Annotated in this window: 13 protein-coding genes; 4 read left to right on the top strand and 9 right to left on the bottom strand. The window is 42.7% G+C overall.

Annotated features, from left to right (window positions below; all coding sequences use genetic code 11):
- Positions 1–100: 100 nt before the first annotated feature.
- A complete protein-coding gene (locus tag AACT42_RS23715; RefSeq protein ID WP_094131820.1) occupies positions 101–583 on the top strand; it encodes a L,D-transpeptidase family protein in 483 nt (160 codons plus the stop codon).
- Between the two features lie 121 nt (positions 584–704).
- The gene (locus AACT42_RS23710) at positions 705–1049 is read left to right on the top strand and encodes a YajD family HNH nuclease (protein ID WP_010318547.1); all 345 of its coding nucleotides are present in this window, start codon (positions 705–707) and stop codon (positions 1047–1049) included.
- Between the two features lie 17 nt (positions 1050–1066).
- Here AACT42_RS23710 and AACT42_RS23705 read toward each other — a convergent pair whose 3' ends face one another.
- Together AACT42_RS23705 and AACT42_RS23700 are read right to left on the bottom strand one after the other, a co-directional pair.
- On the bottom strand, positions 1067–1282 hold the full coding sequence (locus AACT42_RS23705) for a DUF3820 family protein (RefSeq protein WP_026028377.1): 216 nt from the start codon (positions 1280–1282) through the stop codon (positions 1067–1069).
- A gap of 110 nt (positions 1283–1392) precedes the next feature.
- A complete protein-coding gene (locus AACT42_RS23700) occupies positions 1393–3348 on the bottom strand; it encodes an LTA synthase family protein (protein ID WP_038170427.1) in 1956 nt (651 codons plus the stop codon).
- Positions 3349–3621: 273 nt separating this feature from the next.
- Between AACT42_RS23700 and AACT42_RS23695 the strand changes: the two genes are divergently transcribed.
- A complete protein-coding gene (locus tag AACT42_RS23695; protein ID WP_088733473.1) occupies positions 3622–4131 on the top strand; it encodes a cytochrome b/b6 domain-containing protein in 510 nt (169 codons plus the stop codon).
- A 350-nt stretch (positions 4132–4481) separates the two neighbouring features.
- Positions 4482–4850: a diacylglycerol kinase gene (locus tag AACT42_RS23690; RefSeq protein WP_094131821.1), complete on the top strand. Its 369-nt coding sequence runs from the start codon at positions 4482–4484 to the stop codon at positions 4848–4850.
- A gap of 211 nt (positions 4851–5061) precedes the next feature.
- Here the strand turns inward: AACT42_RS23690 and AACT42_RS23685 are convergent, their stop codons facing one another.
- From AACT42_RS23685 to AACT42_RS23655, 7 genes are all read right to left on the bottom strand, one after another.
- Complete coding sequence (locus tag AACT42_RS23685) at positions 5062–6093, bottom strand: RHS repeat domain-containing protein (RefSeq protein WP_254918696.1); 1032 nt, start codon at positions 6091–6093, stop codon at positions 5062–5064.
- A 317-nt stretch (positions 6094–6410) separates the two neighbouring features.
- Complete coding sequence (locus AACT42_RS23680; protein WP_045612897.1) at positions 6411–6740, bottom strand: hypothetical protein; 330 nt, start codon at positions 6738–6740, stop codon at positions 6411–6413.
- 3 nt (positions 6741–6743) lie between these two features.
- Positions 6744–7730: an RHS repeat-associated core domain-containing protein gene (locus AACT42_RS23675; protein WP_094183061.1), complete on the bottom strand. Its 987-nt coding sequence runs from the start codon at positions 7728–7730 to the stop codon at positions 6744–6746.
- A gap of 519 nt (positions 7731–8249) precedes the next feature.
- Positions 8250–8633 (bottom strand): hypothetical protein, encoded by a 384-nt coding sequence (locus AACT42_RS23670; RefSeq protein ID WP_094132080.1) that lies wholly within the window; start codon positions 8631–8633, stop codon positions 8250–8252.
- 11 nt (positions 8634–8644) lie between these two features.
- A complete protein-coding gene (locus AACT42_RS23665; protein ID WP_094183060.1) occupies positions 8645–10303 on the bottom strand; it encodes an HNH/endonuclease VII fold putative polymorphic toxin in 1659 nt (552 codons plus the stop codon).
- Positions 10304–10735: 432 nt separating this feature from the next.
- Complete coding sequence (locus AACT42_RS23660) at positions 10736–11323, bottom strand: hypothetical protein (RefSeq protein WP_094183059.1); 588 nt, start codon at positions 11321–11323, stop codon at positions 10736–10738.
- Between the two features lie 14 nt (positions 11324–11337).
- On the bottom strand, positions 11338–11745 hold a 408-nt coding region (locus AACT42_RS23655; protein ID WP_217899769.1), incomplete at its 5' end, for a hypothetical protein.

Raw genomic sequence — 11745 nt, 5'->3', positions numbered from 1 at the left:
ATTGTCTTATTTGCAAGACAATATTGACAACTAGCCACGTTCATTCTTCCGCTGCATAATGTCTCTCTATTTGCCACCTTATCAGTACTGACACTCTCTTATGACCCGATACTCTAGGCTACTTTTGTTTCTATGTTTTTCACTCAACAGCGCAGCGGCTGAGATTGATCTGGTCAAAGTGGATAAATCTAAGCGTCGCATGTACTTAATCTCGGGACAGCAGATCATTCAAGAGTATCGAATTGCCTTGGGTAAAGAACCCAAAGGACATAAACAGCAAGAAGGTGATCAACGTACTCCAGAAGGTCGATACTATCTTGAAGCTATCAGTAATGATTCTGGCTATTATCGTTCGATTCATATCAGTTACCCGAATCATCAAGATAAAGTGCATGCACAGCGCTTAAACATCAATCCCGGTGGTGATATAAAAATCCATGGTCTAAAAAATGGCGACAAGCAACGACCAGAATATGTGAAAAGTTTTGATTGGACTAATGGGTGTATTGCACTGACTAACTCAGAAATGGATGAATTTTTGAGCCTAGTCAAAGAAGGCACGCCGATTGAGATTGAGTGGTAAAAGTGACACTTACGCTAAGGTGTGAGGGCGTGCATTAAAATAAATCACACAAACTTTGATTAGCGCAGATTTTTGGTTTTTAATATCGAAAAAGTATTTTTAATCAATGGTTGGAATTAACATGTCGTCAGATTTTTATGGTTCAAGTGCCAATTATGCTCGTAAAGAGAGCGGTTACCGAGAAAAAGCACTTAAACTTTACCCTTGGGTGTGTGGCAATTGCGCGCGTGAATTCGTTTATTCAAATTTACGAGAATTAACTGTGCACCACAAAGATCACGATCACACCAATAACCCTGAAGATGGCAGTAACTGGGAGCTTTTATGCCTCTATTGTCACGATCATGAGCACTCTAAATATTCAGACCACGACCGATTTGGCGCTGAGCCTGTTGCGAGATTAGACGATCATCAAAGCGCGACCTATAACCCCTTTGCCGATCTCGCCAAACTGATGAAAAAATAACGCGGTTAGCCACTAGATCACATATGCTTTAGTGGCTTAACCACGCTATCCAATCCTTCAATTTTCAACGCTAAGCAAAGTTGCAGCAAACGCCCGAGCTCCCCTTCAGGGAAGCCCTTCTTATCAAACCACAGCAAATACTCTTCTGGTAAGTCGATAAGCGCTCGCCCTGCATACTTACCAAACGGCATTGGCATACGCGCAAGTTTAATCAGGTTCTCTTTTTCTAACATTTTGCGCCTCACAAACTGGCTAAACTTGTTTAAGTCCAACCAGTTTATGTTTCTCAGCCACTTTTGGGTACTGATTTATCGCATAACGCTATAAGTGGATAAAAATATAATCAATATGAATCAGATGCGGTGTAGTAGTTTTCTTTAAACGCTAAGCTTCCCCACATAGCATTGGCATGAGCACGTTTAACCACTTCTGGATCCAACTCTTTTTCTGTCAGGGTATCTGATTTAAAATCATATTGATAAGTAGAAATACCTTGCTCAGGCCGAATAACAACCAGTTGGTTGTCTGCTGTCATATAGCCATAGTTTTTATCTCGTTGCATCATTACTCGCTGCTTCTCAGCAGGAACATCATGAGTTAAATCGAACCCAATCATTGGGTTTTGGCTACTGATACCGGCCAAAGAAAGCAGTGTGGGTGCAAGGTCAATTTGACTAACTAGACGATCGTCAATGCGGTGTTCAATGCCGCCACCAAAAATCACCGCTGGAATTCGAAAGTAATCGACTGGTACAGGCTGATTACCCTGTGTTCTAGCATCATGATCTGCCACAGCAACAAACACCGTGTTATCCCAATATGGTGACTTTTTCGCTTTTTCAATGAACTGTCCAAGCGCATAGTCTGCATATTTCACCGCATTTTCCACCGTTTGCTTTGGCTCATTATACGGTTCAATCACGTTATCAGGGTATTCAAATGGGCTGTGGTTCGATGAGCTAAAAACTAAGCTAAAGAACGGTTTACCTTCACGACTCATCTTCGTAAATTGCTGATCTGCCTTATTGTAGAGATCTTCATCTGACGCGCCCCATGAACCAACATATTTAGGCGAATCAAAAGTTGGGAAGTCTTGCATATCGACAAAACCGTTACCTAAGAAGAAACTCTTCATATTGTCAAAGTGGCTTTCACCACCGTAAATAAATTGTGTGTGGTAATTTCGAGACTTTAATAAATCAGCAATTGAAAAGAAATTCGTTTGGCTTTTACCTAACTTGACCACCGAACGTGCAGGAGTCGGAGAAAACCCAGTGGTCACCGCTTCAATACCACGAACAGAACGCGTTCCCGTTGCGTACAAACGGGTGAATGCCCACCCCTCATCAATCAATTTATCGATATTGGGTGACGCATCGATACCACCAAGACGGCTAACATAACGTGCACCGTGACTTTCAAGCAAAAGGATTACGATATTTTTAGGCTGGCCTTGATAGGTCGCTTGGTGCATTGCCATGCTAGGTTGTTGTGCAGAGACAAAGTCTTTATTGTCGACATTCATGGATGCACGAATTTCTTGGACGATCTCCTGCTTATCCATTTTCGGGTAAAACTCGAAAGCACTCGCTTCAGACTTCATCTGTTTGGCAGCAAAAATCGCTGAAAATGAGGAGTTTAACGTTAAATCATTCACCAAAGGGTCACTAGAAAAAGCCACCATCGCCGGATTTAATGGACGGTGTCCCAGTGAAGAACGCGCCCCCAAAATACCAATAGCCACAACAAAAATAGCAATCAGCGGACGCCAATACCATTTAGGAAAGCTTAAGTTCGAAACAAGCTGCTTGCTCCATTTCCAACCGACAAAAAGTGTGAACGTGGAAACTACGGCACCAAGGAAAAGTTCAAATTTATAGCCACTCCAAAGCATACTGAAAACTTCTTTGGGATAAATGAGATATTCGATAAAAATTCGATTAGGTCGCAGATCGTACTCAATAATAAATGGCGGTGTTGCTGCTTCCATGTAAACAATCAACCACAAACCGCCGGTAATCCACACACGTAAAAACCAATGCCAAACCCGACCGACAGCATGATCGCCAGACAGTAGGCTAGATAACAACGCTGGTAAAATGAGCAAATAACAAAGAGAAACAATATCAACTCGCAGACCACTTAAGAAAATGGTGAGCCATCCACCAGCATCACTCACCCGTTCAAAATGCCAGATAGCCAGTCCTAAACGAGAGACAAAAAAGATAACTAACCCCACCACGAATACAGCAGCAATTGGATAGAGAGGCCCTAAGTAGGGTTTGATTTTATTGAGCATAAATTTCAACAACTATTAAGATTAAATGAATGATTAGATAATACGTTAAGGCATTGATAAAAGAAATAAGTTCCATTTCATTTTGTAAAACGAAAAACTATCGCCTATTTTATCTTCATGCGTTAAATGTCTTAAGTTTTTCTTAAGATTAATATGGCAAATTCCTTTATCGAACACTGACAGAATTAAGAATGGCGGGATTTATTTAGATTAAATAAACGACAGAAATCCATTTCAATCTTGATAATATAAACAAAATAGAGGAACGCTAAAATGCCTAAAACTTACAAATGGGATCTATTTGTTCGCTTGACACATTGGATTGTGGCGGGATCTTTCTTAACCAACTACCTCATAACAGAAGAAGGTAGTAAAACACACCAATGGATTGGCTATCTACTGATGATCACGATATGCCTTCGTCTCATTTGGGGTCTTATTGTCCATTCCCCTGCTCGCTTGTCTGCCTTTAAGCCTTCAATACACAATGCGTTTATTCACATAAAGCAAGTGATAGAAACAAAAGAAGATCACCATGAAGGGCACAACCCAGCTGGAGCTGTGATGGTCTGGATTTTGTGGTCTGGCCTCCTCCTAACAGGACTTAGCGGCTGGGCAACACAACTGGATATGTTATGGGCAAATGACTGGCTCAGCGAATTGCATGGAGCGCTCGCAAATCTAACGATGCTGGCAACGATAAGCCATATAGCCGCCATTGTGATAATGAGCCACTGGACTGAGCACAATTATTTAAAAAATATGCTGTTACATAAAAAATAGAAATATGTTCATTGAACCTGAGTGCTTAGGTTCATCAGGTTTAATCGACTAAGTAACAGGGGTGTCTTTACAAAAAGATCCGTATTTAATGCTCTATTTAACTTTTAATTAGTATTCATGACTGAAGAGGCCGTCTAAATTTTAATCATTACTATGGCGATTTTTGTTAATAGGGATAACATCAACTTTGTATTATTTCAAAAAAGTGACATGGCAATGAATTTTCATATAGAAAAATAATAGATAGATACAGTATGCTACATCCGATAGCACTTTTTAATAAGATGAGAGTCAACTCAAGCTATCGACATTTTTATTATCTCATTATTAACTATTAGGTTACTCACTTTATGAAACCAGGCCGTACAGGAATAAGTCGTTTATTTTACGCTACAGGTTATTCAATGAAAGGCCTTCAGGCTGCATGGAAAAATGAAGCCGCCTTTAGGCAAGAAATCGTCGCTTCTATCATTCTAATTGCGATCACTTTTTTCTTGCCAGTCAATGAATTAGAACAGTTAATGATGATCGGTAGCTTAGTACTGATTGTCATCGTTGAGCTTATGAATTCAGCCGTGGAAGCTGTAGTTGATCGCGTAGGTAGTGAGTGGCATGAGCTCAGTGGCCGTGCGAAGGATATAGGATCAGCTGCGGTTTTGATTGCACTACTTTTTGCTGCATTTACATGGATTTTTATTTTGGTACGCTACATGAAGTGAGCGTTTGAAAATTATTCGTTTTCTTACGTCGGTATTAGTTTTCTCCTAGCGCTATATTTTTCCACCGCCGTTAACTTGCTTGTTTATTCTGTAGTCGCGGAGTAAATGCTGTTCAAAAAAAGCGCCCCAACCGGAGTAATGCCGATCAGTTAGGAAATTTTCGAGATCATTTGACCGATTTTTAAAAAGCTTCAAAATCCGATATTAGTTATCAGTGGGTCATACTGGTAGCGGTACCACCATCGGGCAGTTCTATATGTGTGAGCCTGTCATCTCCATTCCAAACAAAACGGGTGGTTTTGGGTCTGAAACCGTCTTTGTATTCGGTTTTCTCGACCACGCGACCACATATGTCGTAGTGATAACGGAATCGGCCCGTATCTAATACACGACCCGCCTTATCGTAGTGGCGAGATTGGCGTGTGACTCGTGCATCATCGAGCGAGACTACATTGCTATCACCATATTCAGTGGCAAAGCCTTGTTGGTTAAGGTTGAGTTCACTGTCGTAACCAAACAAGTGAACAAAGCGTTGCTGACTTTCCCACGTCTTTTGCTGGCGGACGGCTTGAACTTGGCCATTGGCGTTTAGGCTGAATCTGGATTTACCGCGTTTGGCATCGTCAATGCCCACTAACCTGTCTAGGGCATCGTATTGATACTGGCGTAAGCTATCACCATTTCTACCAAGCTGTTGTTGCAACAGTAACCCTGTTTCACTCCATTGATGGTGAAGGCTAAACCCCTGCTCTGTGGCGCGAGTTTGCTCTTGCCCACTTGGATGATACGCAAATTGCAGCGGGGTATGCTCGCCTACAGACAGTTGCTGTAATTGGTGCTGAGTCCATTGATATTGTCGTGCAGTTTTGCTGCCTGATGAACCAATACGGCGGCCATGTTCATCGTATTCATGAATGATAGGTGTGCCATTGAGGTTTTCTTCCAATAGCAGCCTAGATTGGCTGTAAGCAAAGGATACCCATGCATCATCATTTTCGGTGTAGGTTAAGCGGGATGCCGCGTCGTACTCATACCAAGTTTTACCCAGTGGTTGCTCGTTGTGGTCGAGCGTCACCGCACGCTTAAGAATTGAAGGGACAGACACCACAAAGGATGTCTGAATATCAGCCAGCGAAACTGGCTGGAGGCATGCACTCAGTTGGAGCGTCGCCGCAGTACAGCTGTAGGCTGCCAAGAAAGTGCAAAACAGGCGAAGCTCAATTTGAACAAACGTTGCATCCATTTACTTCGACTGAATAGCTAGCTTCCCATCCCCCATCTTTATCATCACGCCCTAACCTAAACAAAGAAGCAACTTGTTAGCGCTTGGCAATTCCTGCTGTTCATTGTCAGAGCGTAAATCCGTTCAAACGTCACTGGCTACTACACAGTTCTAACCACTTGGCTATCGCAACAAGGACTAACCAAGACCTCGCGCTGTATAAGCATGTGGCCTTTATAGTGGTGCCTGTCCTTGTTATTTTCTCGTTGTCTTTTTGCTATATCGAACTTTCCATCGTCACTTCTGTGACGATAATTCTTTTTCTAAGATAAATAAGATCAACTCTTATCTTCATTAAATTTCTCGGGGAAGTCACCTTCAAAAGACCAATATTTAACACTTTCCATAGCTCTTTCCAGATCATCCATATCGTCATCACCAAGTGTCAAATCAAATTTTTCCGATAACACTTTTCTGACATAAGCCAAACGCTTTGTAACCTGCCATTCATCAATGAACCGAGTAGTTTCAGCTTCATAGTTTTTTTTATCATGATCAACATAATAAGAACCCATGTCGTGTAATGATACCAGTATTAACTCAATCTCCTTTAATACGTTAATTAAGTCTTCACCGGATATAGTTATGCTTTTATTATTTGGTACCATTAATTATTTCCTTCTGAAAAATTTTGCATTTTTAAGTAGAAGATCACCTTTCACTGTTAATTCGGGTGTACCATAACGTGGATTTTTTACCCATTCCAATTGTGAGTCAGGTACATCAGTTTCCACATAATCACGCCCTTTTCCTCTTTTAATCTGGTATTTATCTTCTGCTGCAACTTGACTAAGAGCTTTTTTGTTGGCCGGTTCAACATATACACGATTATTATCCTGAGCTTTTATGACACCATCTTGCTCAATAGCTTTCGAACCTTTTCTGTTCGTATAATGCCGAACTCTTGTCGTTCCCTCACCCTTCCCTTCATGAGCTTCACCCGCCAAACCCAGCGGGTTAAACACATACGCCTGTGGCCTTAGTCCTCCCGCAAACCCTATTGGGTCTGGGCTTAAGTACTGGCCACTGTCTGCATCGTAATAGCGATTAACGTTGTAGTAAAGGCCGGATTCGCGGTCTTCTATTTGCCCTTGGTAACGCAGGTCACAGTAGAGCTCATCATTCTGGGCGTTTTCTCTAAAACCATGATTAGGAAGCACATTTTTCTGTTGGTAATGGCCCCACAAGGCTTGCTCACCTTGCCAAACGACCTCGCCATTTTCACTGCACAGCTCCTGTGGCGTGCCTGCATGGTCTGTCACGATATAGTGTAGCTGAGACGCTTGGTATGCCTTATGCGTCACCTGCGCGAGTGGGCGGAAGCTCTCTGGCTCGTACAGGTATTCAATTTCCTGAATGACACTGCCATCGGCGGTCTTTTGACTGTGCTGGACAATATTTGCCCCATCCCACAAATACTCAGTGATTCGCTGGGTGCTTAAACACTCTTTTGCGACTCGCCTGCCTAACGGGTCATAACGGTAGCGGTAGCGCCCCCCATCGGGCAGTTCGATATGTGTGAGCCTGTCATCCCCATTCCAAACAAAACGGGTGGTTTTGGGTCGGAAGCCGTCTTTGTATTCGGTTTTCTCGACCATGCGGCCACACTTATCATAGTGATAACGGAATCGCCCCGCATCTAATACACAGCCAGCCTTATCGTATTGGCGAGATTGGCGTTTTACTCGTGCATCATCAAGCGAGACTACATTGCGGCATCATACTTGATAGTGGTCGACGCGCGTAAGAATTAAAGGGAAAGGTGCCCCAACGGATGGAGCAGATATGAGTTGTTAGTGCAAAACAGGCGAAGCTCAACTTGAACAAACGTCGTATCCATTTACTTCGACTGGATAGCTAGCTTCCCGTCCCCCCATCTTTATCATCACGCCCTAACCCAAACAAAGAAGCAACTTGTTAGCGCTTGGCAATTCCTGCTGTTCATTGTCATAGCGTAAATCCGTTCAAATACCTCTGACCACTACCTAGGATTGACCTCTTGTCTTTCACCGCAAGGGACAACCAAAGCATTGCGCTGTATTAGCATGAGGTTTCTTCAGGAGTGCCTGTCCTTGTTATTTTCTTGCATGCTTTCAAAAAAATATCAACGTTTATTATTAGTCAATATACACTTCACAATGTTGAAAAATAAAGTCCTCAAATTTAATTTTCAGTTTCCAGTTTTCACCGGATTGTGATATGTACCTTGAATCATGATCTTCTATAATATTCAGTTTTGAATAGCCAACTGAAGCCCAGTTGTCTATTGATATATTATCACATCCGGTTCCATTTAATACCAAAACGATGACATTATAATTCTCCCCCCATTTACCCCATTTTTTCACTTCAATTTCAGGTTTCTGTTTTGTATGAACATTAATTGACATTCGACCTTCAACGTCAAGTTTTATCTGACCTAAATACACATCATCGATTAAACCTTGAGGAAATAGTTTTTTAATAAATTCATCTCGTCGAATAAAAGAAAAAAAATTCATATAATCACCAGTTAAAAGTTATAATGCCCATGTGTGCCATCATATGAGCCCGTATTTAGATTTGAAGCAGGTCTAACATTAAAGTGAGGAACATCACCATGCAATGGCGTTGCTTTACTATGGCCAAGACTATGTTCTTGAATCACTATTTTATCTCCTTTAGTATTAGTGTAGTGGTATTGTCTTACCTGTACGGGATTTCCATTTTTATCTAATACTTTAACCTTTTTGCCAAATTCATTTTCATCTAATAATTCTACTCGATCTACCATTGGCTTTTGATTATTTGGAATACCAGCGTCACGTTTAGCCTCTCTAAATGCCTCTTTTCTGCTTTTCGCTTCATAGACAGTTTTCTTGTTTTTCTGTTTGCAACCAGAAGAAGCCAACCCCAACGGGTCAACCCAATCCAGCGGGTTAAACACGTACGCCTGTGGCCTTAACCCGCCCGAAAACCCTATCGGGTCCGGGCTTAGGTACTGGCCACTGTCTGCATCGTAATAGCGATTAACGTTGTAGTAAAGGCCGGATTCGCGGTCTTCTATTTGCCCTTGGTAACGCAGGTCACAGTAGAGCTCATCATTCTGGGCGTTTTCTCTAAAACCATGATTAGGAAGTGTATTTTGCTGTTGATAATGGCCCCATAAGGCTTGTTCACCTTGCCAAACCACCTCGCCATTTTCGCTGCACAGCTCCTGTGGCGTGCCTGCATGGTCAGTCACGATATAGTGTAGCTGAGAATCTTGGTTGGCCTTATGCGTCACCTGTGCGAGTGGGCGGAAGGTCTCTGGCTCGTACAGGTATTCAATTGTCTGAATAACACTACCATCAGCGGTCTTTTGACTGTGCTGGACAATGTTTGCCCCATCCCACAAATACTCAGTGATTCGCTGGGTGCTTAAACACTCTTTTGCGACTCGCCTGCCTAACGGGTCATAACGGTAGCGGTACCGCCCACCATCGGGCAGTTCGATATGTGTGAGCCTGTCATCCCCATTCCAAACAAAACGGGTAGTTTTGGGTCGGAAGCCGTCTTTGTATTCGGTTTTCTCGACCACGCGGCCACACATGTCATAGTGATACCGGAATCGCCCTGTATCCAATACACGGCCAGCCTTATCGTATTGGCGAGATTGGCGTTTGACTCGTGCATCATCGAGCGAGACTACATTGCTGTCGCTATCACCGTATTCAGTGGCAAAACCTTGTTGGTTAAGGTTGAGTTCACTGTCGTAACCAAACAGGTGTACAAAGCGTTGCTGGCTTTCCCACGTCTTTTGCTGGCGGACGGCTTGAACTTGGCCATTGGCGTTTAGACTGAACCTCGATTTACCGCGTTTGGCATCGTCAATGCCTACGAGCCTGTCTAGGGCATCGTATTCATATTGGCGTAAACTATCACCATTTCTACCAAGCTGTTGTTGCAACAGTAACCCTGTTTCACTCCATTGGTGGTGAAGGCTAAAACCCTGCTCTGTGGCGCGAGCTTTCTCATGCCCACTGGGGTGATACGCAAATTGCAGCGGCGTATGCTCGCCTACAGACAGTTGCTGTAATTGGTGCTTAGTCCATTGATATTGTCGCGCGGTTTTACTGCCTGATGAACCAATACGACGGCCATGTTCGTCGTATTCATGAACGATTGGGGTGCCATTGAGGTTTTCTTCCAATAGCAGCCCAGATGGGCTGTAAGCAAAGGATACCCATGCATCACCATTTTCGGTGTAGGTTAAGCGAGAGGCGGCGTCGTACTGATAGTGGTCGACGCGCGTAAGAATTGAAGGGACAAATGCCCCAACGGATGGAGCGGATATGAGTTGTTAGTACAAAACAGGCGAAGCTCAAGTTGAACAAACGTCGCATCCATTTACTTCGATTGGATAGCTAGCTTCCCGTCCCCATCTTTATCATCACGCCCTAACCTAAACAAAGAATCAACTTGTTAGCGCTTGGCAATTCCGGCGGTTCATTGTTAGAGCGTAAATCCGTTCCAATGTCACTGACTACCTAGATTTGACCACTTGTCTATCGCGAGCAGGGCCACGCGCTGCATTAGCAGGTGGTCTTTATAATGGTGCCTGTCCTTATTATTTTTTCCTTGGTTATTTTTTTGATGATAAAAATTCTTCACATGTCATCCGTTGATAACCCTTAGGTGGCAATGGAAGCTCTGGATAAAGAATTGACTTTTGATTATCCCAATTAATACCAGTTTCATAATAAGTCGATATGCGACTACGAATCACTTCAGGCTTACCATTCATTCCAAGATATTCAAAGGAATAGAGGATATCTCTATGCTCTTCTGGATCTAAATTTGGTATAAGAACCATTTCATTATTTGAATCGTATATTTCTTCATGCTTTACAAGCATCAGGCTGAAAACTTTTGTCGATGGTCGAACCTCACCAAGCGTCAAGCTGAGTATTGGCTGAGGTCGCTTATTATTACTCACTGATTCTGATACTTCTTTCGAAAAGAGTTTTAGCAGCCTGTGCCCTGCAACAACTATATTAAAGAGTACAGGTACATTATTAAGATCAACACCTTCCCACGTATCTTCTTTTCTCAAACAATCAAAAACTTCTAAATGATGATCTTTCCTAAATTGTGCTAGAACATACCCATATTCAGGTACTTGAATGGAGAAAACTGAATCAACGACTAAATCTTTTTTCCTAATAACCATTATCACTAAACTCCTTACTCACATGCTTTAGGTGGTTTATTAATGTGCTCATCTGCTTTGGCTAAATATTCTTCTCGTCTAGGGTTGTTAGGCCCAACAGGATTTTGTTTGTTTGACGTACCTTCTAATCCACCGAGTTTTTCAAACTGACGTTGTTCTAACCCCCTAGCTGTATACTTTCCTTCTAACCCTTCTCCTTTGTAAAAAGCTTTAGGCGCAATATCGAACGCATCATAATTTTTGCCGTATCGGTAATCTAATACATCCTGCTCACTATGCCCGAAACCCGGTTTACTTGCGTACCCGACATAAGGTCTGCCATCCTTCAATCCTTGATACGTAATGTGGGTAGCTTTTGCTGGGTCACCCGCCAAACCCAACGGGTCAACCCACTCCAGCGGGTTAAACACGTACGCCTGTGG

This window comes from Vibrio sp. V15_P4S5T153 (assembly GCF_963874485.1).
GTDB lineage: Bacteria > Pseudomonadota > Gammaproteobacteria > Enterobacterales > Vibrionaceae > Vibrio > Vibrio anguillarum.
The sequence above is the reverse complement of the archived record's forward strand: the minus strand, read 5'-3'. Positions and strand labels throughout refer to the sequence as shown.

Coding starts and splice junctions, on each gene's coding strand:
- AACT42_RS23715 (WP_094131820.1), top strand. CDS start 101: ATGACCCGATACTCTAGGCTACTTTTGTTTCTATGTTTTTCACTCAAC.
- AACT42_RS23710 (WP_010318547.1), top strand. CDS start 705: ATGTCGTCAGATTTTTATGGTTCAAGTGCCAATTATGCTCGTAAAGAG.
- AACT42_RS23705 (WP_026028377.1), bottom strand. CDS start 1,282: ATGTTAGAAAAAGAGAACCTGATTAAACTTGCGCGTATGCCAATGCCG.
- AACT42_RS23700 (WP_038170427.1), bottom strand. CDS start 3,348: ATGCTCAATAAAATCAAACCCTACTTAGGGCCTCTCTATCCAATTGCT.
- AACT42_RS23695 (WP_088733473.1), top strand. CDS start 3,622: ATGCCTAAAACTTACAAATGGGATCTATTTGTTCGCTTGACACATTGG.
- AACT42_RS23690 (WP_094131821.1), top strand. CDS start 4,482: ATGAAACCAGGCCGTACAGGAATAAGTCGTTTATTTTACGCTACAGGT.
- AACT42_RS23685 (WP_254918696.1), bottom strand. CDS start 6,093: ATGGATGCAACGTTTGTTCAAATTGAGCTTCGCCTGTTTTGCACTTTC.
- AACT42_RS23680 (WP_045612897.1), bottom strand. CDS start 6,740: ATGGTACCAAATAATAAAAGCATAACTATATCCGGTGAAGACTTAATT.
- AACT42_RS23675 (WP_094183061.1), bottom strand. CDS start 7,730: ATGGTCGAGAAAACCGAATACAAAGACGGCTTCCGACCCAAAACCACC.
- AACT42_RS23670 (WP_094132080.1), bottom strand. CDS start 8,633: ATGAATTTTTTTTCTTTTATTCGACGAGATGAATTTATTAAAAAACTA.
- AACT42_RS23660 (WP_094183059.1), bottom strand. CDS start 11,323: ATGGTTATTAGGAAAAAAGATTTAGTCGTTGATTCAGTTTTCTCCATT.